The 24,096-nt window shown below is 67.6% G+C and carries 23 protein-coding genes; 13 read left to right on the top strand and 10 right to left on the bottom strand.

The genetic code is table 11. The features are described 5' to 3' along the window. Positions 1–88: 88 nt before the first annotated feature. Positions 89–304 carry a helix-turn-helix domain-containing protein gene (locus QSJ40_RS04350; protein WP_285729099.1) on the bottom strand — a complete coding sequence of 72 codons (216 nt, stop codon included), beginning with the start codon at positions 302–304 and terminating at the stop codon, positions 89–91. A 121-nt stretch (positions 305–425) separates the two neighbouring features. Here QSJ40_RS04350 and QSJ40_RS04345 point away from each other — a divergent pair, with 121 nt between their 5' ends. Continuing rightward, positions 426–1,313: a transposase gene (locus tag QSJ40_RS04345; RefSeq protein ID WP_285729098.1), complete on the top strand. Its 888-nt coding sequence runs from the start codon at positions 426–428 to the stop codon at positions 1,311–1,313. A gap of 48 nt (positions 1,314–1,361) precedes the next feature. Here the strand turns inward: QSJ40_RS04345 and QSJ40_RS04340 are convergent, their stop codons facing one another. The 4 genes from QSJ40_RS04340 to ychF form a co-directional block, all read right to left on the bottom strand. After that, a complete protein-coding gene (locus QSJ40_RS04340; protein WP_285729096.1) occupies positions 1,362–3,824 on the bottom strand; it encodes a hypothetical protein in 2,463 nt (820 codons plus the stop codon). Between the two features lie 934 nt (positions 3,825–4,758). Beyond that, positions 4,759–5,484: a class I SAM-dependent methyltransferase gene (locus tag QSJ40_RS04335; RefSeq protein WP_285729094.1), complete on the bottom strand. Its 726-nt coding sequence runs from the start codon at positions 5,482–5,484 to the stop codon at positions 4,759–4,761. Between the two features lie 8 nt (positions 5,485–5,492). Next, complete coding sequence (locus QSJ40_RS04330; RefSeq protein WP_285729092.1) at positions 5,493–6,104, bottom strand: hypothetical protein; 612 nt, start codon at positions 6,102–6,104, stop codon at positions 5,493–5,495. Between the two features lie 534 nt (positions 6,105–6,638). Then, positions 6,639–7,718 (bottom strand): redox-regulated ATPase YchF, encoded by a 1,080-nt coding sequence (gene ychF, locus QSJ40_RS04325; RefSeq protein WP_053446988.1) that lies wholly within the window; start codon positions 7,716–7,718, stop codon positions 6,639–6,641. A gap of 151 nt (positions 7,719–7,869) precedes the next feature. On the opposite strand from ychF, the gene QSJ40_RS04320 reads away from it, so the two are divergent. From QSJ40_RS04320 to QSJ40_RS04280, 9 genes are all read left to right on the top strand, one after another. Then, positions 7,870–8,451, top strand: coding sequence for an LppP/LprE family lipoprotein (locus QSJ40_RS04320; protein WP_155931028.1), 582 nt, complete (start codon positions 7,870–7,872; stop codon positions 8,449–8,451). A gap of 97 nt (positions 8,452–8,548) precedes the next feature. Beyond that, the gene (locus tag QSJ40_RS04315; protein ID WP_006215466.1) at positions 8,549–9,073 is read left to right on the top strand and encodes an LppP/LprE family lipoprotein; all 525 of its coding nucleotides are present in this window, start codon (positions 8,549–8,551) and stop codon (positions 9,071–9,073) included. Between the two features lie 116 nt (positions 9,074–9,189). Then, complete coding sequence (locus QSJ40_RS04310) at positions 9,190–9,525, top strand: hypothetical protein (protein ID WP_024291019.1); 336 nt, start codon at positions 9,190–9,192, stop codon at positions 9,523–9,525. Positions 9,526–9,624: 99 nt separating this feature from the next. Further along, positions 9,625–10,587 (top strand): ABC transporter ATP-binding protein, encoded by a 963-nt coding sequence (locus QSJ40_RS04305; RefSeq protein WP_051452732.1) that lies wholly within the window; start codon positions 9,625–9,627, stop codon positions 10,585–10,587. Positions 10,588–10,630: 43 nt separating this feature from the next. After that, positions 10,631–11,464: an ABC transporter permease gene (locus tag QSJ40_RS04300; RefSeq protein WP_285729079.1), complete on the top strand. Its 834-nt coding sequence runs from the start codon at positions 10,631–10,633 to the stop codon at positions 11,462–11,464. Then, the gene (locus QSJ40_RS04295) at positions 11,461–12,561 is read left to right on the top strand and encodes a sensor histidine kinase (RefSeq protein WP_285729076.1); all 1,101 of its coding nucleotides are present in this window, start codon (positions 11,461–11,463) and stop codon (positions 12,559–12,561) included. Before QSJ40_RS04300 ends, QSJ40_RS04295 begins: the two co-directional genes overlap by 4 nt. Further along, positions 12,558–13,172 (top strand): response regulator transcription factor, encoded by a 615-nt coding sequence (locus QSJ40_RS04290; RefSeq protein ID WP_285729074.1) that lies wholly within the window; start codon positions 12,558–12,560, stop codon positions 13,170–13,172. The genes QSJ40_RS04295 and QSJ40_RS04290 overlap by 4 nt, the downstream gene beginning before the upstream one ends. Before the next feature lie 67 nt (positions 13,173–13,239). Then, a complete protein-coding gene (locus QSJ40_RS04285) occupies positions 13,240–14,007 on the top strand; it encodes a DUF4352 domain-containing protein (protein WP_285729072.1) in 768 nt (255 codons plus the stop codon). Between the two features lie 86 nt (positions 14,008–14,093). Further along, the gene (locus QSJ40_RS04280) at positions 14,094–15,326 is read left to right on the top strand and encodes a DNA recombination protein RmuC (protein WP_285729070.1); all 1,233 of its coding nucleotides are present in this window, start codon (positions 14,094–14,096) and stop codon (positions 15,324–15,326) included. A gap of 27 nt (positions 15,327–15,353) precedes the next feature. Here the strand turns inward: QSJ40_RS04280 and QSJ40_RS04275 are convergent, their stop codons facing one another. Then, positions 15,354–16,436, bottom strand: coding sequence for a 4-hydroxy-3-methylbut-2-enyl diphosphate reductase (locus QSJ40_RS04275; RefSeq protein ID WP_053448192.1), 1,083 nt, complete (start codon positions 16,434–16,436; stop codon positions 15,354–15,356). Positions 16,437–16,515: 79 nt separating this feature from the next. Then, the gene (locus QSJ40_RS04270) at positions 16,516–17,571 is read right to left on the bottom strand and encodes a hypothetical protein (protein WP_285729068.1); all 1,056 of its coding nucleotides are present in this window, start codon (positions 17,569–17,571) and stop codon (positions 16,516–16,518) included. A gap of 82 nt (positions 17,572–17,653) precedes the next feature. Between QSJ40_RS04270 and xseA the strand changes: the two genes are divergently transcribed. Further along, on the top strand, positions 17,654–18,940 hold the full coding sequence (gene xseA, locus QSJ40_RS04265) for an exodeoxyribonuclease VII large subunit (protein WP_006215476.1): 1,287 nt from the start codon (positions 17,654–17,656) through the stop codon (positions 18,938–18,940). Positions 18,941–18,976: 36 nt separating this feature from the next. After that, positions 18,977–19,237: an exodeoxyribonuclease VII small subunit gene (locus QSJ40_RS04260; RefSeq protein ID WP_006215477.1), complete on the top strand. Its 261-nt coding sequence runs from the start codon at positions 18,977–18,979 to the stop codon at positions 19,235–19,237. A gap of 9 nt (positions 19,238–19,246) precedes the next feature. Here QSJ40_RS04260 and QSJ40_RS04255 read toward each other — a convergent pair whose 3' ends face one another. Then, positions 19,247–19,792, bottom strand: coding sequence for a TetR family transcriptional regulator (locus QSJ40_RS04255; protein WP_006215478.1), 546 nt, complete (start codon positions 19,790–19,792; stop codon positions 19,247–19,249). Between the two features lie 222 nt (positions 19,793–20,014). Here QSJ40_RS04255 and QSJ40_RS04250 point away from each other — a divergent pair, with 222 nt between their 5' ends. Beyond that, on the top strand, positions 20,015–21,595 hold the full coding sequence (locus tag QSJ40_RS04250) for an MFS transporter (protein WP_268142405.1): 1,581 nt from the start codon (positions 20,015–20,017) through the stop codon (positions 21,593–21,595). 166 nt (positions 21,596–21,761) lie between these two features. Here QSJ40_RS04250 and QSJ40_RS04245 read toward each other — a convergent pair whose 3' ends face one another. Continuing rightward, complete coding sequence (locus QSJ40_RS04245) at positions 21,762–22,985, bottom strand: pyridoxal phosphate-dependent aminotransferase (RefSeq protein WP_006215480.1); 1,224 nt, start codon at positions 22,983–22,985, stop codon at positions 21,762–21,764. A 19-nt stretch (positions 22,986–23,004) separates the two neighbouring features. After that, positions 23,005–24,057 (bottom strand): glycine betaine ABC transporter substrate-binding protein, encoded by a 1,053-nt coding sequence (locus tag QSJ40_RS04240; RefSeq protein ID WP_006215481.1) that lies wholly within the window; start codon positions 24,055–24,057, stop codon positions 23,005–23,007. Positions 24,058–24,096: the final 39 nt, after the last annotated feature.

The raw sequence follows: 24,096 nt of genomic DNA, 5'->3' as shown, positions 1-24,096 counted from the left end.
CAACCCATCATCGGGAACGTGACCCAGCGATCGACCAGTGCGTCGTTCTCCGGTGTGACGCACTGGCCTCCAGCTCACACAGCGGGCATCAATGTCGAATGATCAGCGAACGCGCCTCGACGCCGAGTTGCTCGGCGAGGGCGTCGACGGAATCCAGGGTGAGGTTGCGCTCGCCGCGCTCGATCCCCGCGAGATACCGAGTCGAGACACCGAGTTCTTCGGCGAGACCCTCCTGCGACAGATGGCGCGCAAGGCGCAGATCGCGCACCTGCGCTCCGAGCACCTTTTTCAGCGGTTCTGTCACCCAACCAGCCTCAGGTCTGGTAGTCATAACTTCCAGGAAGTTATCGCTTCCAGTTGCCGTCCAGTCGGGTCACGCACGACTCGCGCTGCAACTACATCAGACCTCAAAAGAGAGCGTGACGATGTCCGATTCGCAGCAGATCCCCGACGGGAGCTCGACAGCTCTCCCCCGCGTCTTGCACACACCGCGTAGCCGCGCGTTGCTCTCGGAATCGTGGGCCCAAGCAGAGGAGGCAAAGCGGAGGGAATGGGCAGGCAACGACCTCCAGCTTCCGTATGAAGCCTTTGCAGCCGGCGAACCCTGCCGCGCATGTGGGCGCGCCCTTCTCGGCGAGCCGGCCCTGGGCACGGACGAAGAGGGCCTTGCGCGGATCGACGCCGACAATGCCGAGTTCCGAGCCGAGCACACGGCATGCAAGATGGGTGTTTGGCGTCTCGAGAACAACAGGGTGGAGCACTGTCATCTGTGCTGCCCGTTCCCGCCACTTTCGCCGGCTCAGCGCGATGAGCTCCGACAGCTCCTGTACCCGCACTCATTGCACGTCGACCGCAGCGCCACCTGGCGCGTAGAACTGACCTGCCAGCACGTCGAGACCTTGGCCGGGCACTCTCCCCGCTATGTTGAGTCAACTGTCCAATGCACCGAATGCGTTGTCATCCGCGGCGTGGTCAAAGCCGTGCGAATCGATGACCATGCGAAGGATGGTGACGACGACAGCTTTGCCGAGGGCCTCCAGCCCGACTATCAACGACTCACAGATGAGCAATGGAGCTGGATCAAGCACATCGTTCACACAGAAGAGGAACCTCGCCGCGGACGGCCACGCACTGACGTACGCACAATCGTCGACGCGGCTCTCTACAAGACTCGCACTGGCATCACGTGGCGCGAGCTGCCAAAAGAGTTCGGGTCATGGCAGACGGCCCTGCGCCGGCACCGCCAACTGGTAGAGAGCTCGCAGTGGGATGAGATCACTCGCACTCTGGCGGAACGAGATCTGCCAGAGTGAACCCCACGTTGCTGAGGCAACCGACTCTCGTGCGGTGTTGCGGGGACGTTAGCGGCCTCGCTTACCCCTCTTCTTCGGCTTCCGACTCGGATTCAGCCTGGCGGTCGCCCTTCGCGCCGACGGTGGGATCGGACGTCCCATGACGGCCGGAGGGATGAGGCCCATCTCCGCAACGAAGCCGTCAAGCTCTCTGTCTTCCGCCGGAGGCGAGTTGTCATAACGGATCGATCTGATGCGCTGCTCCTCATCGAAGACCACCATGAGCGCACGATCCGACTGAATCTGGTGCTTCTTCGCGAATCCGTAGGCCGCGAGCCGGGTGCTGGCCTCTTGGATAGACATCTTTCGAGGTTTGGAGCCCATGAACAACGTCGGGTAGCCCCAAGCTCCGGCGAACGCCATCAATGAATTGTGGTGGAGGCCGTCCTGCCGAGTCTTCGACGCCAAGTGTTCGACCATGTCGCCCAGCGACTCCTGCGACTCCTCAGCAAGGTTCAACAGGTCAGCGCTGAAGCGGAACCACCCTGGTTTGTGCCCATCCTGAAGGAAGTCTACGATCCGGGCGATGCCCGGCAGGACGCCGAAGGAAGGCTTCTCGGCTTTCACATCGCTCGAGCCTTCCTGGAAGTAGACCCAAGCGTCCAGTTCATCGGTTTGAGTCATCACTCGAGTGGGAACAGCCGACTCCTGATACCGGCGACGCTCCTTGACCGTAGAAGGCGCGACGCCAAGGAACTCTTCGCTTACCCGATCAGGGTCCGGTTCAACCCACAAGCCGCCCGAGAGAAACAGTATGAAGAGATCGAGTTCGTCGACGGCTGAGAACTTCAGCGACACTTCCGACTCTGTGCGACGTCGCAGATAGAGCAGGAACTCCGCAGGCCTATCGATGACCTCGGCAATGACGCTGAGGTCATGCAAAGTCACGAGCCAAGGGAAACGATCACTTCCCACCACCTTGGCACGCACGAGTTCGTCCAAGGCAGTGGACAGCGGGCCGAAGTCGTCGAGGTAGACGGTCACCGATCGAATCTCGCGGATCTCCGAGAGATCCAGCCATTCGCGATTCTCAAGCCACAGCCCGTGATTGGTTCGGATATGGTTCTCAAGCCTGAGCGCCTGCTCGGTCGCGCTCCCGACCGTTTCCCGCAGGTCGGCAGATAATCTCTGGACATGCCCGCGCCGCGCGTGACTGGAGATGCTCTTTGCCTTCACTTCTACGCAAATCGCGACGTCCTCGATGATGAACAGCCCGTCTGCTTCAGTCTGCTCGGCGATCGAGTTGATGTCCTGCGCATCGGGTCCGAGCTCAGAAACCTCGACGCCCGGATTGGCGCGGAAGTATTTGAGGTTCGCGTGAGCTGCGTCTGAGCCCAGGAGGGCGGCCAGACGCTTCAGAGCGAGCCCCTCGCTCACGAACATGCGGCGCTTCTCATAACGGCGAAATTTTGCGGGGACCGCCTTGAGCGCCTCTTCGACGACTTGACGGAAGCAGTCGGTGCCGATCGGCTTGCCTGTCAGGATGTAGTTGCCGTCGGCGTCCTTGACCAGCGATGCGGAGCGGAACGGATTATCGCCGCTCAGGAACTTCGTCACTAAGGCGAGCGCGTCGTCAGCGTCGTTGAACGACAGGCTGAACCGATCCAGAACGGCCTGGGTCCGATCTGCCGGCACGCCCGACGCTTCGGCAATCTCTTGAACAGTGAGGGTTGCGCGCTCTCCAGGAAGCTCCAGCATACTCATCAGAGCGGAGCGCGCGTCCTTTTCAAACGCAGGATCGTCCTTTTTCTCGTCACGCTGCTCGAACATCTCGCCAACGGTGTCACGGATGGCGAAGAACTTCTCCCCGTGGACGCGAACGATCGCCTCACGCACAGCGCAGAAGTCCTCGTAGCTGAAACCAAGCGTCTCGAGGAGCAATTCTCCGAGGTGGCGCGATGAGAACAGCGCTTCGTTGATCTCGTCATGGATATGCGCGTACTGCATGAACTGCACTGTCAGATTGTGGCTGACGAATTGGGCGGACAACATGGTCAGTGGCCCGAATTCGTTTCGCTCACCCGAACTGAATAGGGCGAAGGAGCCCAAGGTCAGCATTTCCCGCGCCCGTTCGTGCAGGTCGGGAATCAATCCCGCGGGGCGGGTCTTGCTCGTCGGCGTCGACACAGGCGCGCGCTGACCCCTGGCAAGAAGGATGAGCGCAACGAGTTCGACCGCTGCCGGCATCTGATCAGCAAGGCTTTCGCGGTAGCCCTCGAGGATCATCGGCATCTCGCGCATCCGCATGAGCTCGATCACGTCGAAGGCGTCAGCGTCCTTCAACGACTCCGCGATGGCCTGGACATGCTCGGCGATTATCGCTGGGCCACGAAGCACGTACTCCCTCGGGTTCTCCCCCTCGTTCATTCGACCAAGCATTTCCCCCATGCGCTCAAAGGCCGCGGCAAGACCCTCATCATCGGCCGTGACCATTCTCCCTGAAGGCAGATCGCGAGCTTGCTTCTTCCCCATGACACTCCCTCTTCTGTCCACACAAACCGTAGCTACTGGATTCCTACCCCATCGCAAGACCCTCATGGGCCGAAGACCGCCGCTACCTCGGAGTCGACGTCCTCGCCAAGTCCCGCCTCACCCTCATCCTCGACACCGGAACCGAGGAGGTGAGCGACCCTGCCCTCGAGCTCAGCGCCTAACCGACACCAACAACTGAAGGATCACCAACGGCTACACCACGTCCCGGGGCTTGACCTGAGGCGACATGTCAGCAACTTGGCAGCCGTGAGCGTGAAGGGACCACCTGCAACGATCGATCCCCGTCGAGCTCCGAGTTTTGAGCCAGACCCATTTTTGAGTCAGCGCAACTCGGGAGAGATCGCGCGTCGAACAACCCGAAACTTCCCCAGAACCGACCATCGGGGGTGCTTGCCCGCGACGCGCCCGTACCGCATAAGCAAGGCTCGGCCACTGCGGACACTCCGCAGAGGCCGCTCAAAATCCCAGGTCAGCGAGACAAAGGCTTAGCAACTGATGGCAGATCGGAACTCGACTGACGGGCCAGGCTGGAAGCTGCGAAGATAAATCCGCTGGTCAGAAGCCTGTTTTAGACATTGAACCTGAATTCAACCACGTCGCCACGGTTAGAGAACATCACGAAACGCTGGCGACATCTTCCTCTGAGCAGCCCGCGCGGGCCAGTCGGCAGCTCGGCGGTACGGTCAGTGGCTGGCAGACGGGAGCTGGAACGAGGTCAGCCGGCTGCTTTCACAGAGTGACGGCGACAGCATGTCCAGCGCTGACCCAACGCCGTGAGCGCCTCAGCTGCCGGCATCAGAGTATTGAGACATGTCGGTTTATCAGTCGCCGTTCAACCGTTGGCAAGGCTCACCGTAATGAGTGCCACGGCGCGATCACAACCCCTCGTGCCCGCTCCATTACGGGAGCCAAGTCACGGCAGCACCGAGGCTTCGATGCCAATGAACCGCGGATAGGGGAACTTCTCGATGCTCTCCGGTCCCCGCAGCTCTTCGAACGCGGTCACTTTTAGCCCGTGCCGACGGAATGAACGCAGGTACATCTCGATGGGCCGGTGCACGTGAGTTGCCACCAGCCTGTAGGACTGCGAGCTCGTCCTGAATGGGGTTTCAACCACCTTCTCATCGAGGTAACTGAACCCGTCACTGCCGGCATATTCCCAGTAAATTGGCCAGAAGGCCGGGTGAGCAATAGTCGAGAGCACTACTCCACCGCGCGCCAGCGCCGCAAGGGCACCGACGATCTCATCCAGATCAAGCGCGTCCATGAGGACCATGTTCGCCACAGCCAAGTCGAACCGTGCATCGGAGCCTCGGCGCACCCATTCTTCAGCGGTCGCGACCTCGAATCGCGTCACATCATCGTGAGCGCGAGCCAGTCCAATGCTCACGGCGCTCGGATCGATCCCCAGCGTTTCACTAGACCGGATCGCCAGCTTCGATGTGAGCCGCCCCGTCCCACACCCGACGTCGACTATGCGCTTCGCAGTTGAACGATCGACCCGCCCGAGAATCCACGGTTCGAGGACGCGCTCGTACGACGTGTCCTGATGCAGTGCGACCTGACGGTCACGGATCGGGGCGATTGAATCCCATTCGCGAACGATGTCAGCCCCGTCCTTGTGATCGTAGAACCTCACGGGCTCAGTCACCTTGCCCCCTTCTCTGCAAGACGGCGGGCCATGTCAATCAAGTCCTTTGACATGTTCAGCGTCGGGTCGTCACTGGAGTGGAGTTCCCGGATCATGTGCGCGCCTTTGCGCCCATATCCGACAGCCACCCATGCGTCAGCCCTGTTCGAGTTAACGACTGTGAATCTACTCCGAAGTCGGAACGTTTCGTCACCGTAATAGCGCGCCTCCGCGCCGGCCGTCACGAGCTTACGGCTCATCTCGTTTTCTCTCGGCATCACCAGCACCAGGGATCGCTCTGCCGCCTTCTTCATGAGCATCTCGTACGCTTCGCCTGACACCCAGCTCAGATCGTTGGATGAAACGACGCACTGCCCATCGAACCTCGTGAGATTCGCCATGTACTTCTGGATGCGTTCGTTGCGTTTCTTTCCCTTGTACGCAATGGGCCGCAACCGCACGGCAGTGATCACTTCCCACAGAGCTAGCGAGATGGCGACCGCCACGACAACCACGACCAGGATGGCCTTCCAGGGTGTCATGAGCAGTTCTCCCAAAGAGCCAGCCAACAGCACTGTCAGCACGATCGAGGCAACCGCTGAGAGTTGCGCGAGGATGGTCCTAATCATGAGCTAATGCTATAACGGCGATGTCCTACTACGCCGAACGGCGGATCCTGGCGCTAGTTCCCTGGCGCTGGCGCGAGCTACCATCCACATTCGGATCGTGGAACACAGAAGCCAGGCGGCACCGCCAGTGAATGGCAGACGGAAGCTGGGACGAGATCCTCCGACTGCTCTCACAGGGTGAAGGGAGACGGTTAGTTCAGCGCCGACACAACGCCGTGAGCTCCTCGGGTGTCGGGATCCGAATATTGAGACAGGCCGATTTTTGAGTCAGCAAGTTGGTCCGGCAGTACAGCTTCCCGTGAATACAAGTCACACCTCGAGGAGTGTCAGGGCGTCCACGCGCACCGATCATGTAGCACAGTCGCGACATCCATCCGGTCGAGTTTCATGGATGGGACCGAGCCGCCACGCGCTCAAGAACACCCGCAGCCTGGGCTGCAGCCGCTCCTGACCGCACTGAAACGTTAGATCGGAACGCGAGTCTTGATCGTAGGTGAGAGCAGATGCGCCTAAACCCCTGGAAATACGGGGTTTTTACACATTAAACCTGAACTCCACCACGTCCCCGTCCTGCATGACGTAGTCCTTGCCCTCCATGCGCACCTTGCCGGCGGCCTTGGCATCGGCCATGGAGCCGGCGGCCACGAGGTCGTCGAAGGACACGATCTCGGCCTTGATGAACCCGCGCTCGAAGTCTGTGTGGATCACACCGGCAGCCTGCGGAGCGGTGTCGCCCTTGTTGATGGTCCAGGCACGGGCCTCCTTGGGGCCGGCGGTGAGGTAGGTCTGCAGCCCGAGGGTCTCGAAGCCCACACGCGCCAGCTTGTCCAGGCCGGCCTCGTCCTGCCCGGACATCTCGAGCATCTCGGCAGCCTCCTCCTCGGAGAGCTCCACGAGCTCGGACTCGAGCTTGGCGTCCAGGAACACGGCCTCGGCCGGGGCCACGAGCTCGGCCAGCTCAGCCTGGCGCTCGGCCGAGCCGAGCACGCCCTCGTCGCAGTTGAAGACGAAGATGAACGGCTTGGCCGACAGCAGCGTGAGGTCGCGGATCTGATCGAGCTCCAGCGAGTCCTTGCGGGAGTAGATCGTGTGCCCCTCGGAGAGCACCTCGTAGGCCGCCTGATAGGCCGAGAGCTTGGCGGGGTCCGCCTTCTTGATCTTGACCTGCTTCTCCAGGCGCGGGATCGCGTTCTCGAGGGTCTGCAGGTCGGCGAGCACCAGCTCGGTGTTGATGGTCTCCATGTCGGAGGCGGGATCGATCTTCCCGTCCACGTGGACCACGTCGGGGTCGTCGAAGGCGCGGACCACCTGGGCGATGGCGTGCGCCTCGCGGATGTTGGCGAGGAACTGATTGCCCAGCCCCTCCCCCTCGGAGGCGCCCTTCACGATGCCCGCGATATCCACGAACGACACCGTGGCCGGGAGGATCTTCTGCGACCCGAAGATACCCGCGAGCGCATCCAGGCGCTCGTCCGGAAGGCTGACCACGCCCACGTTGGGCTCGATGGTGGCGAACGGGTAGTTCGCCGCGAGCACGGTGTTGCGGGTCAGCGCATTGAACAGGGTCGACTTGCCGACGTTGGGGAGACCGACGATTCCGATAGTAAGAGCCACGGGAGGACACCCTACCGGCGACGGGCGCGGCGGTCCGCCCAGCGGCCGAACATCACGGTCCGATCACAACCCCTTGCGACCGCGAATCGCGACTGCAAACGTAGGTGCCATCGCAAATCGCGATGCAGGACACCTCGACGAGGTGAGCACGATGAACAGCAAGCAGATCCGCAGCACCGCCATCGCCACCGGAGCGGCTTCCCTGCTCTTCCTGGGCTCGGGCGTCGCGGCACAGGCCGCCCCCGCCGGCCCCGGAACCGAACCCACTGACCCGTACGAGGCCGACCAGGCCGCCGCCGCCGAGAAGTGCGACGGCCTGACCGGCCAGGAGGCCTTCGACAAGAAGGCCGACGACCTGCCGGACGCCGACCACGGCCACTACACCTGGACCGCCGACAGCGGCATGGCCGACACCGAGCACTACGACCCCTGCGACGGCCTCTCGGCCATCACCGTCAGCTACGCCACCGACGAGGGCGTGCCGGCCGGCAGCCCGGGCTACTTCATCGTGATGCTCTTCCACGACGGCGAGTACCTGGGCACAGACACCGCCGAGGCCTACGAGTGGACCCCGGAGATCGAGCGGGTGGACGACGACACCCTGAGCATCGAGTACCCCTACGGCCACCGCGACGATGCCGTCGGCTTCGAGGGCACCACGGAGTCCACCTTCACCTGGGACGAGGCGTCCGATTCCGTCGAGCACTCGGGCGAGTTCCCGGACACCTTCTGATCCCCTCTCCGCCGCCCGACCCCTGGGCAGGCGGCGGCCTTTCTGAGCACCGAAATCCAGTCGCTTCAGCACGATCGACCCTCACGAGGTGAGACTCATGAACCGCACCCAGCTCCGAGACTCCGTCATCGCCGGCGCAGCGGCCTCCGCTCTGCTGCTCGGCACCGGCACCGCAGCGCATGCCGCCGACGTCGCCCCACCCCAGAACCAGCCCTCACAGTCCTGCTCCGACCTCACCGGAGAGGAGGCCGTCTCCGTCTGGGGCGCCCTCGTCCTCAGCGCCGACGACAGCACGGAGTTGCTCGACCATGCCGACACCTCCGGCTACGACCGCTGCGCCGACCTGTCGTGGATCGTCGTCCCGCACGGCGGCACCGCCTCCTCGGCCAACAGCGTGATGCTGTTCCACCACGGCATCTACAAGGGCACTGCCACGGCCGAGCCGCAGGCCTTCGTCCCGCAGATCGAGCGGATCGACGACGGCTCGATCTCCATCACCTACCGGTATCTGGAGGGTGACGAACCCAACGCCGCACCCCAGGGCCGCGCCGAGTCGACCTTCACCTGGAACGACGCGAGCGACTCCGTCGACCACGAGGGCGAGTTCCCGCCGACCGCCTGACCTGTGTCGACAGATCTCAGATCTCGGCTCCAAGGCCACGGGGTCCCGCACTCGCATGAGTGCGGGACCCCGTGACTTCGACGACACCCGGGCGCAGTTCACCGCGAAAGGAGTCCATGCCAGCTCTCGGAGCACCCACCCCGTCGACCATCTCGCGTCGCCGCGTCCTCCACTCCGCATATGATCCCGCCACCCGCACCACGCGCCTGCAGTGGATGATCCCGGCAGCGACCCGCGTGACGAGCGAATCGCGCTCCAGCAGGAACCCGCAGATCCTGTTCACGTTCCGCGACGGCGCCTCGAGCACCAGCGGGGCCGGCCGGATCACGAACACGGTGGTGATCCGCAGCATCGCCGGCGGGCGCATCGTCGAGCCCGGGAGCCTGCCCCTCGACCCCTCCGTGGTCAAGGACTACAACCAGAGGGCGACCAGCCCCGACGGCATCTACTGATCCCGTCGGGATCGTCCCGCACATATGGGCCATCTGTCATGGCCAGGTCGTGACACCTCCTGACGGCGGACAGGGCCCCGCGCGGTGGACCATGGGGGCATGCGCACAGCACCCGATGCCCCAGACCCCCGCTCGGAGCCCGTCGCTCCCCCGGCTGTCGAGCTGAACAACCTGCACAAGAGCTTCCGCACACGCTCCGGCCGGGTCGCAGCCGTCGACGGACTGGATCTCACGATCGCCCAAGGCGAGATCGTCGCCCTGCTGGGCCCCAACGGCGCTGGCAAGACCACAGCGCTGGATATGGTGCTGGGCTTCACCGACCCCACGTCCGGGACCTGCCGCGTCCTCGGGCTTCCCCCGCGCCAGGCCGTCAACCAGGGACGGGTGTCGGCGGTGCTGCAGAGCGGAGCCCTGCTGGATGACCTGACCGTGCGCGAGACCGTGGCCATGGTCGCCACGCAGCATCCCCGCCACCTTCCCGTCGACGAGGCGCTGGAGCGCGCCGGAGCCTCCGGCATCGCCCGCAGGAAGGTCTCCAAGTGCTCGGGAGGCGAGCAGCAGCGTCTGCGCTTCGCCCTGGCCCTGCTGTGCGAGCCCGAGCTGCTCGTGCTCGACGAGCCCACCGCCGGCATGGACGTGACCGTGCGACGCGAGTTCTGGGCCTCCATGCACCAGGAGGCCCAGCGGGGGCGCACGATCATCTTCGCCACCCACTACCTCGAGGAGGCGGAGCAGTTCGCCGACCGCATCGTCGTGGTGAGCGCCGGGCGCATCATCGCCGACGGCACGACCGAGCAGATCCGCGCCATGGGCGGGCTGCGGCGCGTCACCTGCCGCTGGGATCCCGCCGACGGCGATCCGGCCTCCGTGCTGAGCCGACTTCCGGAGGGCGTGCAGATCGAGCAGACCCCGGAGCGCACCGTCTTCAGCGGCGCCGATACCGACATGATCGCCCGCACGCTGCTGACCACGACCCGGGCCAGCGACCTGCTGATCGTCCAGGCCGGCCTCGAGGAGGCCTTCGTGGGACTGACCTCGACAACCGCCGACGACGACGCCTGAGCGTCCCCGGACAGCCGTCCACCCGGATGAAGGAGCCCTCCTCATGACCACCTCCACCGCACACGGCGCGCAGGCAGCGCCCTCGCCTGTCTCTGCAGCTCGACGCAGCCCCGTCCTGGCCGTCCTGCGCTACGCCGCCTACGACCTACGACGGAATCTGCGCATGGTCGAGAGCCTGTTCTTCGTCATCGTGTTGCCCTCTGCGCTGTACCTGATGTTCGGGGCCCTCACGGAGTTCGGCGACTTCCCCGCCGGCTCAGGCAATGTCGCGGGGACGATCGCCGTCTCCATGGCCGTCTACGGAGCCACTGTGGCCACGACCAACATCGCCGGCACCGCAGCCGTCGAGCGCTCCAAGGGATGGGGCCGACTGCTGGGGCTGACTCCCATGCGCCAGGCGGAGTACGCCGCCGCGAAGGTCCTGGTGGCGCTGGCCATCGCAGCGCTTCCGGTGATCGTCGTCTTCATCGTGGCTGCGCTGACGGGCGCCGACATCGGCCCGATCGGCATCTGGTTCTCCACCGGGCTGATCACCGTGGCGGCCTCGGCCATGTTCGCGCTCTACGGGCTGACCTTCGGGCTGCTGTTCCGCTCGGAGTCCGCCGTCGGGGCCGCCTCGGGCCTGCTCGTGGTGCTCGCGTTCTTCGGCAACCTGTTCATGCCGCTGTCCGGGACGCTGCTGGAGATCGCCAAGTTCACTCCCATGTACGGGCTGAAGGGACTGGCCTCCTGGCCGCAGATGGAGGGGATGACCACCGGGATGAACGCCGCACAGGAGGACAGCCTGCTGGGACTTCTGGTCAATGTGCTCGCCTGGACCGCGATCTTCGCCGTCACCACCCTGCTGGCGGCCCGGCGCTCGACGGCACGGGCATGACCATCTCCCCCGCCGAGACCACGCACGACGAGCGCGTCGGATCGACCCTCTATGCCTCCATCTGGCTGATCTTCCTGGCCTTCCCCGTGGTCGGTCTGCTGCGCAGCGCACACGGCCCGGCGGCCATGGCCGTCGGCGTCGGGCTCCTGCTGCTCTTCGCCGTCGTCTACGTCCTGTCCTGGTGGGAGCCGGGCGCCCTGAGCCGCCTGCCGCGCACCCCGGCCACCCTGATGTGGCTGTTCGGTCTGACTCTGTGCCTCGCCCTGCTGACCCCCTTGCTGGGCGGGTCGGTGCTGGGGTGCTTCCCCTTCCTGGTGGCGCTGCTCGCATTCCGCCTCCCCTCGGTGCGCTCCCGCGTGATGTGGATCCTGGTGCTCGACGCGCTGACGGCGGCCCTGCTGATCTGGGTGTGGCCTCAGCACCTGTTCTGGGCCGTCCCGGTCATCGCCATGTCCTCGGTCCTGATGGCCGTGCTGGCCTCCGTGATAGACCGCGAGGAGCGCACACGCGACCTCGCTGAGCAACTGCTCCTGGCGCAGCAGCGGGAATCGCTGGGACGCGACGTCCACGACCTGCTGGGGCACTCGCTGACCGTCATCACGGTCAAGACCGAGCTCGCTCGCCGGATGGTCGAGCGCGACCCGCAGCGCGCGATCGCCGAGCTCGACGAGGTGCTCGCACTGTCCCGCGAGGCCGCCAGCGAGGTGCGGCAGGCCGTCGGCGGTCTGCACAGCCCCGAGTGGGCGGCGCAGCTGGGCGCGGCGCGCACGGCCCTGGACGCCGCCGAGATCGAGGCACGGCTGCCCGGCCCTGCTGGTCTGCCGGCCGAGCAGCAGACCCTGCTGGCCTGGTGCCTGCGCGAGGCCGTGACCAATGTGATCCGCCATGCCCAGGCCACCGTCTGCACGGTGGAGGCCGGACCCGGCAGACTGGTGGTGGAGGACGACGGCGTCGGAACCGATCCGGGCGCGGGCACGGGCAACGGCCTGCGCGGCATGCGCGAGCGAGTGCGCCAGGCAGGCGGCGAGCTGATCCTCAGCGCCGCCGATGCCTCCCCCGATCGACCCGGAACCCGACTGGAGGTGCGGCTGCCATGACCGAGAAGATCCGCGTGCTGCTGGCCGATGACCAGGCGCTGGTCCGCGGCGCCCTGGCCGCGCTGCTGGAGCTGGAAGGGGACCTCGAGATCGTCGCCCAGACGGGCTCGGGAACGGAGGTCGTGGACCTGGCGCGCGAGCACCGGGCCGACGTGGCGCTGCTGGACATCGAGATGCCCGGCCTCGACGGCATCGACACCGCCGCCGCCCTGCGGGACGCGCAGCTCGGGTGCCGCAGCCTCATCGTCACCACGTTCGGGCGCCCCGGGTACCTGCGCCGGGCGCTGGAGGCGGGGGCACGCGGCTTCGTCGTCAAGGACACGCCTGCCGAGCAGCTGGCCGCCGCGGTGCGCACCGTCCACGGCGGTGGACGCGTGATCGACCCCTCCCTGGCCGAGGAGTCGCTGATCACCGGCGGCAGCCCCCTGACCGAGCGCGAGCGCGACGTCCTGCGCATCGCCCTGGACGGCGCCTCCGTGAAGGAGATGGCCGCCCGCCTTCACCTGTCCCAGGGCACGGTGCGCAACCACCTGTCCTCGGCGATCGGCAAGACGCATACGGCCAATCGCGCCGCGGCAGCACGGGCGGCGCAGGACAACGGGTGGCTCTGAGCTGTCAGTGCATCGGTTCGCATGGAGAACCTCCTAGGATGTTGGACACAGCCTGAACGATGGCCGAATGCCCGAGAACCCGGAGGCCCCTGTGTCCCACCCCCGTCACCCCCTGTTCGCCGCGAGCCTCCTGGGGCTGACGCTGGCGCTGTCCGGATGCACTCCGGACTCTTCCTCCGACGAGCCCGAGCCGGCACCGGAGACCGTGACGGTGACGCAGACGGCCCCGGCCGAGGATCAGCCCTCCGCCGAGGCGTCCCCGGAAGCCGCAGCGGACTCCCCCGCGGCCGACGGCGACGATTCCGCCGAGGCCTCGGGGCAGGCCTCGGAGGCGGCCGATAGCGATGCGGCGGCGAAGCCTGCCACTGACGCCTCCGGTCTCAGCGAGCGCGGCAATATCCCCAAGCGGGTCGGTGAGGAGGCGAGCCTCACCGCCTCCTCCGGGGAGAAGGCGCTGTCCTTCAAGGTCACCGACATCCAGTCGGACTTCCAGTGCACCAGCCCCTACGCGGAGGCCCCGGAGAACGAGTCCTTCGTCAAGGTCGACATCATGGCCACCACCGGCTCCGCCGAGGACCTGGAGGAACTGTTCTACATCAACTCCATGATGTTCAATCCGTACGACTGGAAGTTCGTGGACTCTTCCGGTCGCACGGCCAATGACATCGGCACTGTGGCCAGCTACATGTGCCTTGACACCGGCGAATCCCTGCCCGATGAGATCGGCCCGGGTGAGAACGTCTCCGGATCACTGATCCTCGACGTGACCGACTCCTCCGGCACGCTGGTGTATGCCCCGCTCTTCGACTCCGAAGGCTGGGAGTGGAGCCTCTGACCTACTGAGGGTTCTCGTCGCAGCGCGGCTCCGTCCGAGAACAGGGCCGCGCTGTGCTGTCGGAGCGGGCTGAGAATCTGAGTCGCATGGAACAGACCTCCTCCCTCGGCATCGTCCTCCCCCTGCTGCTCTTCATCGCAGGCGCTGTGGCCGGGCTGGCCGTGGGCTGGCTGCTGGCCTCCCGTGGTGCGGCCGGTGGAGCGGACGCCCGGGAGCTCGAGAGCATGCGTCAGGACAACGCCGAGCTGCAGCGCCGGCTCGCCGCAGCGCAGGAGAGCTCCCGACTGCAGACCGAGCGGGTGGCCGCGCTGGAGGAGCGCTCTGCTCAGGACCAGGACGTCCTCACCGCTTTGGCTCCGCTGGCCGATCGGCTGCGCGGGGTCCAGGAGCACGTGACCCGGCTCGAGAAGGATCGCTCCCAGCAGTTCGGGGAGGTCTCCCGCGCGCTCGAGCAGGCTCGGGAGGCGGACGCCGAGCTGCAGCGCGTCACGGGATCACTGGCCGGATCGCTGCGCTCCAACTCCGCCCGCGGCACCTGGGGCGAGGTCCAGCTGCGCCGCGTGGTGGAGGCCGCGGGGATGCTGCGCCACGTCGACTTCCAGGAGCAGGTCCACGTGCAGACCGAGGACGGCGCGCACCGTCCGGACATGGTCGTGAAGCTGCCCGGGGAGCAGCGGCTGATCGTTGATGCCAAGGCCCCCATGGCCTCGTACCTGCGCGCCCAGGACCTCGGCCACGACGGCTCGGAGCCGGCCCTCGCCGCCCGGACCAAGCTGCTCAAGGGCCACGCCGATGCCCTGCGAGCGCACGTGGACGCCCTGGGCTCCAAGAAGTACTGGACCTCGAGCGTCGGCTCGCCCGAGCTCGTGCTGTGCTTCGTGCCCGTGGAGTCGGCGCTGTCGGCCGCGCTGGAGGCGGATCCCTCGCTGCTGGATCACGCTGCAGCGCGCAGCGTGGCCCTGGTGTCGCCGGTCTCCCTGCTTGCCTCGCTCAAGGCGGTCGCCTTCTCCTGGCGCCAGGAGTCGTTGGCCCAGGACGCCTCGCAGCTGCTGCAGCTGTCGCGGGACCTCTACGACCGGCTGGGCACCGTGGGCGGGCACCTCAGCGCCATGGGCGGGTCCATCCGCCGCTCCGTGGAGACCTACAACAAGCTCGTGGGCTCGCTCGAGACCCGCGTGCTGCCCACGGCTCGTCGGCTCAACGACCTGGATGTCACGGCACCGGCCGATGACCGCCTGGAGACGGCCACGGTCGAGTCCACCCCGCGTGCGATCACAGCCCCGGAGCTGCTGGACCAGGAGACGCAGGAGGGGCCGTAGGACTGACCTGTCGATCGGCCGACAGGCTCAGCGCGCCGGGCGTGCTCCGCGGCCTCCGAGGTTGCGGGTGGCGTCGCCGTCTGCCGTCAGACGCGCACGCAGCTCCTTGGGAAGCGAGAAGAGGATGTCCTCCTCGGCCGTGACGACCTCCTCCACGTCGGCGTAGCCGTACTCGGCCAGCAGGGCCATGACGTCACGGACCAGGACCTCCGGCACGGAGGCGCCCGAGGTCACGCCCACGGTGCGCACGCCCTCGAACCAGGACTCGTCCACCTCGTTCGCGTTGTCCACGCGCTCGGCGCGAGCCGCGCCGTACTCGGCGGCGACCTCCTTGAGGCGCACGGAGTTCGACGAGTTCGGGGAGCCCACCACGATCACCAGATCCGTCTGCGGCGCGATCTCCTTGATCGCGCCCTGGCGGTTGGAGGTCGCGTAGCAGATGTCGTCGGAGGGCGGATCCTGCAGGTTCGGGAAGCGCTCGCGCAGGGCGGTGACGATCTCGAGGGTCTCGTCCACGGACAGCGTGGTCTGCGACAGCCACACGAGGTTGTCGGGGTCCTCGACCTCGAGCGTCGCCACATCCTCCGGGCCGTTGACGATGATCGTGCGGTCCGGGGCCTCGCCGTAGGTGCCCTCGACCTCCTCGTGGCCCACGTGGCCGATGAGCAGGATCTGACGGCCCTGCTTGGCGAAGCGCACGGCCTCGCGGTGCACCTTGGTCACCAGCGGGCAGGTGGCGTCGATGGTCTGCAGGCCGCGATCGGCGGCCGAGCTCACGACCGCCGGGGAGACGCCGTGGGCGGAGAACACGAGCAGCGAGCCCTCCGGGACCTCGTCGACCTCCTCCACGAACACCGCGCCGTCCGCCTCGAGGGTCTGGACCACGTGCTTGTTGTGCACGATCTCCTTGCGCACGTACACCGGCGCGCCGTAGTGATCGAGCGCCTTCTCGACCGCGATCACCGCACGATCCACGCCGGCGCAGTAGCCGCGCGGAGAGGCGAGCAGGACCTTCTTGTCCCCTTCGACGGGCGCTGCCGCCGCGACCTCCTCAGGAGAGCGGCGCACGCGGGGGACGACGGGCATGGAGAGAGCGACGGGTGCGGACATGCCCCGCATTCTACGGGCTCCACAGGTGCCGGGGACATGTCATGCATGTCACCGGATCACTGCCGGCGGCCACGCGGCATCAGGCCTCGATGACCCGCCGACCGCTTCGGCTCAGCCCGGTCGTCGAGTCACCGCCGGAGGCGTCGTCGCCGCCCAGGCGCCAGGTCAGGCGCAGCCCGCCCAGGACCACCCCTGCTGCGGTCAGCGCCACCCCGGTCCACAGCCAGGGGCTCAGCCGCTGGTCCAGGCCCGCGCCGAGCACCGCGAACAGCCGATCGACCACGGTGCGACCCACCCCCTCCAGGTCCGGGGAGGCCATGACCGAGTCGGCGAAGCCCTGCAGGACCATCCCGGCTGCGATCACGCCGCCGACGAGACCGATGCCTGCCCCCAGCAGCGCCCACTCGCGATGCCGGGCGATGAGCAGCGCCAGGACAGCGGCGACCGCAGCAGCGATCCACCAGTACGGCGCCTGATCCGAGACCTCGGAGAGCTGATCCAGCGCGGGGCCGGTGGCCGAGTCGGGGATCTCGGCCACGCCGTCCTGGATGCCCACCAGATCCATCGAGGACAGATCGACCTCCAGGCCGAAGGGCAGCCGGTCGCTGATCGCCTCGGAGAGCCCGTCCATGACCGGCGCGACCTCGACCTGCAGGTCCTCCGGGGCGCCGTCGGGGCTCTCGGCAGCGGCGACGTTGGCGTCGTACGTGCCCTCGAGGACCTCGCGCATGTCCTGCTGGTAGGCGTCGCCGTCGAAGTAGTCGCTCATGGTCGACTGCACCCTGCGGTCCACCCAGCCGGTGATCGTCCCGCCCAGCGGGATGTCCCCGGTGTCGGCGTTCTGGACGGCCTGGGAGGCGGAGTCCAGCGCCATGTCCTCGATCTCGCCGCGCAGCTGCTGATCGGCCAGCAGGTCCTCCGACAGCGCCGAGAAGCCCTCGCGATCCATCACGGTGTCATCGATCCAGGTGGTCGCCACGGCCATCACCGCCGCCAGCCCGGCACACAGCGCCAGGACCGAGGCCACGACGGTGCGCAGAACGCCCAGCGCACCGGGACCGCGACGTCGCGCCGCGGGCGCAGGCCGGTCCCAGGGAAGGCCTCCGGCGGGGGTCTCGGAGCGCTGAGCAGTCATGCGCACCACGCTACCGGGACAGGCTGTCCACCCACCGGCGTCGGACCCGTGACCTGCACGACTCGGGTGGTATGCATGGAACATGACGGAACAGCCCCCCGCCGGCGATCAGCGCCCGGCACCGGCCCCGCGCGCGGGGCTGACCACGCCGGAGAACCCGTGGCCGCTGCGGCTGCTGGCCGAGAACCTCCACGCGTACATCGCCCGGTGCGACCCCACCTGGGTCGAGGGCCAGATCATCGAGATCAACGAGCGCCCGCGCGTCACCTTCCTGACCCTGCGCGACGTCGACCAGGAGATCTCGGTCCCCGTGACCCTGTTCCCTCGCGAGATGCAGGCCCTGGAGACCCCGCTCGAGAAGGGCATGCGGGTCGTCGCCCAGGTCCGCCCCGACTACTGGACCAAGACCGGGCGGCTGTCGATGATCGGCCACGGCGTGCGTCCTGTGGGCCTGGGCGATCTGCTGGTGCGCATCGAGCAGCTGCGCCGCGCGCTGGCCGAGGAGGGCCTGTTCGACGCCGAGCGCAAGCGCCCGATCCCCCAGCTGCCCCAGCGCGTCGGGCTGATCACCGGGCGCAACTCGGATGCCGAGAAGGACGTCGTGCGCAACGCGTCCCTGCGGTGGCCGTCGGTGCAGTTCGAGATCCGCAACGTCGCCGTGCAGGGCGCCGCCTCTGCAGGCCAGGTCATGGGCGCGCTCGCCGAGCTCGACGCCCACCCGGACGTCGACGTCATCATCATCGCCCGCGGCGGCGGCGCCTTCGAGGACCTGCTGCCGTTCAGCGACGAGCGCCTGCTGCGCGCCGTCGCCGATGCCACCACCCCCGTGATCTCGGCGATCGGCCACGAGAACGACCAGCCGCTGCTGGATCACGTGGCCGACGTCCGCGCCTCCACGCCCACCGACGCCGGCAAGCGCGTGGTCCCGGACCTCGTGGAGGAGAAGGCGAACGTCGCCCGCGCCCGAGCGGTGCTGGATCGCGCGGTGACCCAGTTCCTCGACCGGGAGCAGCGAGCCCTGGAGTCGATCCGCTCCCGCCCCGTCCTGGACCAGCCGGAGGGCATGATCCTGGTGCGCGAGGAGGACATCGACCGCCTGCGCGAGCGCTCCCAGCGCACCACCGCCCACCGGATCGAACGGGACCGCACCGCGATCGAGCAGATGAAGCTGCGGGTGCGCGCGCTGTCCCCGCAGGAGACCCTCAACCGCGGCTACGCCGTGGTCCAGGATGACAGCGGCGCCGTGGTGCGCGGCACCGATCAGGTGGCCGTGGACGACGAGCTCACGGTGCGCCTGGCCGCAGGCGAGCTGTCGGTGCGGACCCTCGAGCTCTCCGAGCGCCGCCCCGGACAGCTGCGCGACGACTGACCCACGATCACCGCTTTCCCCGAAAGGACCGCACTCATGACCGAGACCACCCCGTCCTCCCCCGGTGCCGCCCCGGACCTCTCCGACATCGAGTCCATGGGCTACGAGCAGGCCCGCGAGGAGCTCGTGGCCACCGTGTCCAAGCTCGAGGCCGGCGGCACGGCGCTGGAGGAGTCGCTGGCGCTGTGGGAGCGCGGCGAGGCACTGGCCAATCGCTGCGAGCAGTGGCTCGACGGCGCCCGAGACCGCCTGGATGCCGCCCGCGCGCGCCGCGAGAGCGCCGAGGACCAGGACTGAGACCGCGGCTCAGGAGCTCGGGCGAAGCCGCTCGAGCGCCTCGAGCAGCTGCTCCATGACCGCCTCGCGGTCCTGCGCGCGATCAGCCAGGATCCCGAGCGCGGCGTTGTGATACAGCCCGTCGCCCATGTGCAGCACGGCCTGGGCGGTCACAGGATCGCCCAGCTCGGCCTCGAGCATCCGGTACCAGCGGGCCTCGAGGCCCAGCATGGCCTCCCGCGCACCCTGATCGCCGCTCTGGACCAGGCGCGAGGTCGTGAGGATCGAGCGGTCCAGGGCGGTATCGGCCCACAGGGAGGAGCGCAGGTAGGCCCGGGCGGAGCCTTCGGCGGAGGCCTCCATGGCCTGCGTGCCTTCCTCGGCGAGTTGCCGCATGCGCTCCACCGAGGCGTCGGCCAGCTCCTGCCGGGTGGAGAAGTGGTAGAGCAGCCCGCCCTTGGAGACCCCGGCGCGCGCCGCCACGGCCTCGAGGGTCGCCGAGCGCTCCCCCTCATCCACGACGATCCGGTCGAAGGCGTCGAGGAGCCGCTCCCGGGCCTGGGGCTTGCGTGCCACGCCGCCTCCTTCCCTCGTCGACCCGACGGGTCGATCCGATCGTCCTGCGCCGCTGCGGTGAGCCTCACGACACTCGCGTGAAACCATACCGTCCAGACGGTACAGTTACGCGGGCGCCGCTGTCACGGCGCACCGAGAAGCCACCGCTCGCCCGAGCCGCCGGTGAGGCACAGCCCCGGCCGCGCTCGAGATCGCGAGCCGAGAGCATGTGAGGAGGTCAGCGTGTCCACTGCCCAGACCGCCGCCCAGGAGCAGGGCACCCAGCGCAGCGCGTGGATCGGGCTAGCCGCCCTGATGCTCCCGGTGCTCACCGTCGCCGTCACCACCACCACCCTGAGCTTCGCCCTGCCGGACATCGGCGCGGATCTGCGCCCCACCGGGACCCAGCTGCTGTGGATCGTGGACATCTACCCGCTGATCCTGGCCGGGCTGCTGATCCCGATGGGCACCGTGGGCGATCACATCGGCCGTCGACGCCTCCTGATGATCGGCGCCGTCGGCTTCGCCCTGTCGTCGGTGGCCGGCGGGCTCTCGACGAGCCCCGAGATGCTCATCGCCTCCCGTGTGGCCGTGGCCATCTTCGGCTCCATGCTGCTGCCGGCCACTCTGTCCCTGATCCGCGTGCTCTTCCCGTCCGACGCCTCCCGCCGCATCGCGATCGCTGTGTGGACCGCGGGCTTCAGCGCCGGAGCGGCGCTGGGGCCGATCATCGGCGGAGGGCTGCTCACCTGGTTCAGTTGGCACGCCGCGATCCTGGCGCCCGTTCCCTTCTGCCTGCTCTTCGCCGTCCTGGCCCCGCTGGTCCTGCCCGAGTCGCGGGATCCCAACCCCGGCAAGCTGGATTTGATCTCCGCCGCTCTGGCGATCCTGACCATGACCCCGATCGTCTACGGGATCAAGACCGCGGCCACCGCCGGGTCTCTCCTCACCGCCGTGGTGACCATGCTCGTGGGCCTGGCCTTCGGAACCCTGTTCGTGCTGCGCCAGCGCCGGCTGAGCCACCCCATGCTCGAGCTCGGGCTGTTCCGCTCGGGCCGCTTCTCCGGCGGCGTGCTGGTGAACATCGCCTCCAACATGGCGCAGTTCGGCTTCCTGTTCTTCCTGACCCAGCACATGCAGCTCGTCGTGGGCATGGACTCCTTCACCGCAGGGCTCATGATCATCCCGGGCATGACCCTGGCCATCGTCTCCGGCCTGGTGGGCGCCCGCTGGGCAGGCACCGCAGGCCCCCGAACGGTCGTGGTCACCGGCGTGCTGCTCATCGCGGCCGGCTACGGCGTGATCGCGGTGTTCGCGAACGAGTCCTGGTGGCCGCTGACCCTCGGCTACGCCGTGCTGTCGCTGGGGCTGGGCTTCTCGACCACGCTGTCCACCGAGCTCGTGGTCGGCTCGGTCCCCCCGGAAAAGTCGGGCTCGGCCTCGGCGATCTCCGAGACCGGCTACGAACTCGGCTCCGTGCTGGGCACCTCGCTGGTGGGCGGGATCGTCACCGGGCTCTACCAGCGCTTCCTGCGGGTCCCCGACGGCTTCGACGCCGAGAGCACCCAGGCGGCTCGCGAGACGCTGGGCGGCGCCTACGCGATCGGCGCGCAGTCCGACGGCGGCCAGCGCCTGATCGACGCCGCCGGGCAGGCCTACACACAGGCCATCCACATGACGGGCGTCGTCTCGACGATCGTGCTGGTGGCCTTCGCGCTGCTGGTCCTGCGCATGCTGCGCAGCCCGTCGTTCACCGCGACCGTCGATGCCCGCACGGGGCAGATGTCGATCGTGCCCCCGGCCTCGACGGATCCCGAGGACTGATCCGCCGCAGTCCCGGCTGGTGGCAGATCAGCAGGCCATCAGAGCTGATGGCCTGCTGATCTGTCACCAGCCCGCCGCATCGGCGGTGCCGCGATCCTCCTCGCCCGGAACGACGCCGGCTCCCCAACTCGAGGAGTCGGGGAGCCGGCGTCGTCAGGGGTTCCGATCAGCGGACCTGGTGGTAGCTGCCCAGGAACTCCTCGATGCGATCCAGCGCCGTGGCGAGCATCTCCACCGAGGGCAGGAACACGAGCCGGAAGTGATCGGGCGTGGGGAGGTTGAAGGCCGAGCCGTGGCTGACCAGGATCTTCTGCTCCTTGAGCAGGTCCAGGGCGAAGCGCTCGTCGTCCTCGATCCCGAACTTCTCGACATCCAGCTTGGGGAACAGGTACAGCGCGCCGCGAGCCGGCTCGCAGGTCACCCCGTCGATCGCGTTGAGGCGCTCGTAGGCCAGATCGCGCTGGGCCTTGAGGCGCCCGCCCGGGAGGATGAGGTCGTTGATCGACTGGTACCCACCCAGGGCCGTCTGGATGGCGTGCTGGGCCGGGACGTTGGCGCACATGCGCATGTTGGACAGCAGCTTGAGCCCCTCGAGGTAGGACTCGGCCTTCCAGTTGGGGCCCGTGATCGCCAGCCAGCCGGAGCGGTAGCCCGCCACGCGGTACGCCTTCGACAGCCCCGAGAAGGTCAGGCACAGGACGTCCTCGCCGCACAGCGAGGCCAGGTTGATCATCTCGGCGCCGTCGTAGGTGATCTTCTCGTAGATCTCGTCGGCGAACAGGATGAGATCATGCTCCTTGGCCAGGTCGACGATCCCCTGCAGGGTCTCGCGCGAGTAGACCGCACCGGTGGGGTTGTTCGGGTTGATCACCACGATGCCCCGGGTGGAGGGCGTGATCTTGGCCCGGATGTCCTCGAGGTCCGGATTCCAGCCGTCGGCCTCGTCGCAGGCGTAGTGCACGGGCGTGCCGCCGGACAGGGCCGTGGCCCCGGTCCACAGCGGGTAGTCCGGGGAGGGGACCAGGATCTCGTCGCCGTCGTCGCACAGCGCCTGCAGCGACATGGTGATCAGCTCGGAGACGCCGTTGCCCAGGAAGACCTCGGAGACGTCGAGGTTCATGATCCCGCGGGTCTGGTAGTACTGCACGACCGCGGTGCGCGCCGAGAAGATGCCGCGGGAGTCCGAGTAGCCCTGCGCGTTCGGCAGGTTCTTGATCATGTCGACCAGCACGGCGTCCGGGGCCTCGAAGCCGAACGGCGCGGGATTGCCGATGTTCAGGCGCAGGATGCGGTGTCCCGCGTCCTCCATGCGCTCCGCCTGCTCGAGGACCGGACCGCGGACGTCGTAGCGGACATCGGCGAGCTTCTTGGACTGGGTGATCTTGCGCATGCGCCCACGATACGCGGACCTAGTTCTGAGTGCCCCACCAGTAATCGGCCGCCTCGTACGGCGTGTACAGGTCCTGGGAGGTCGTCATCCGCGTCAGCAGGGTCATGGCATCGGCATCCAGGCGGCCGTCGACGTCATCGACCACAGTCCGGACGCTCTGCGGCAGCTCATCATCGGCCACGGGCACCACGCGCTCGGGGATCATGGCGCCGGAGCCGTCCTCGAGGACCACGAGCGCGTTGTCCTGGATCTCCGGACGCGTCGTGACCACCACTGCGGCCTGCACGTCGTCGCGCAGCAGGGCCTCCACCGTCTCCTCCGGCGATCCGTAGCCCACGACCTTCTGCGGCTCGCAGCCGTAGAGCTCCTCCAGCGCCGGCACGGTGACCGGCTGCTCGGTCTCCTCGTTGGGGACGCCGATGGTCATCTTCGAGCAGTCCCCGCTCAGCGAATCCAGCGTGCTGCCGGACAGCTGCGCACCCGTGGCCGCGGTGACGGCCATGGCCCGGGTGCGATCCGCCGAGCCCGTGGCCAGCAGGGTCAGGCCGTCGGGCAGCTGCTCCTGCACGGCTGCCTCAACATCGGCATCCGAGAACCCTGCGGTTCCTGGGTCCTGTCCCACCAGGGAGGTCAGCGAATCGATCAGTCCCCCGCTGTCGGCTGCCGCCTCCCCCCCGGGGCTTGGGGTCGGCTCTGCTGGGGACTGCTCGGCCGAGGCGGCGTCGAGCTCCAGGTAGAGGTCGCCGGTGAAGTCCGGGTAGACGTCGACCGTGCCGTCCTCGACCGCCTGGAGGTAGCCGGCACGGCCTCCCTCCACCTCGCGGACCTCGGCTGCGATGCCGCTGTCCTCCAGCGCCAGCACCCACGCATCCGCGACGGCCTGCGTCTGGACGGTGGGACCGGCGCCGACCAGCACGGGCCCCTCCTCCGAGACTGCCGGCTGGGGATCGTCGCCGCGGTCGCCGCAGCCGGTGAGCACGAGCAGCCCGGTCGCCGAGACCGCCAGCAGGCCGCGCCGGAGGCTCCTGCCGGTGGATCGCGCCGTGGTCTCCTGCTGCCCGCTGATTCCCATGCGCGCCAGTCTAGGGAAGCCCGACCTCCGGCGCCGACG

Source organism: Kocuria sp. NBRC 114282, from assembly GCF_030268385.1.
Classification (GTDB): domain Bacteria; phylum Actinomycetota; class Actinomycetes; order Actinomycetales; family Micrococcaceae; genus Kocuria; species Kocuria palustris.
Note: the sequence above shows the minus strand (reverse complement) of the source record. Positions and strands in the feature narration are given on the sequence as shown.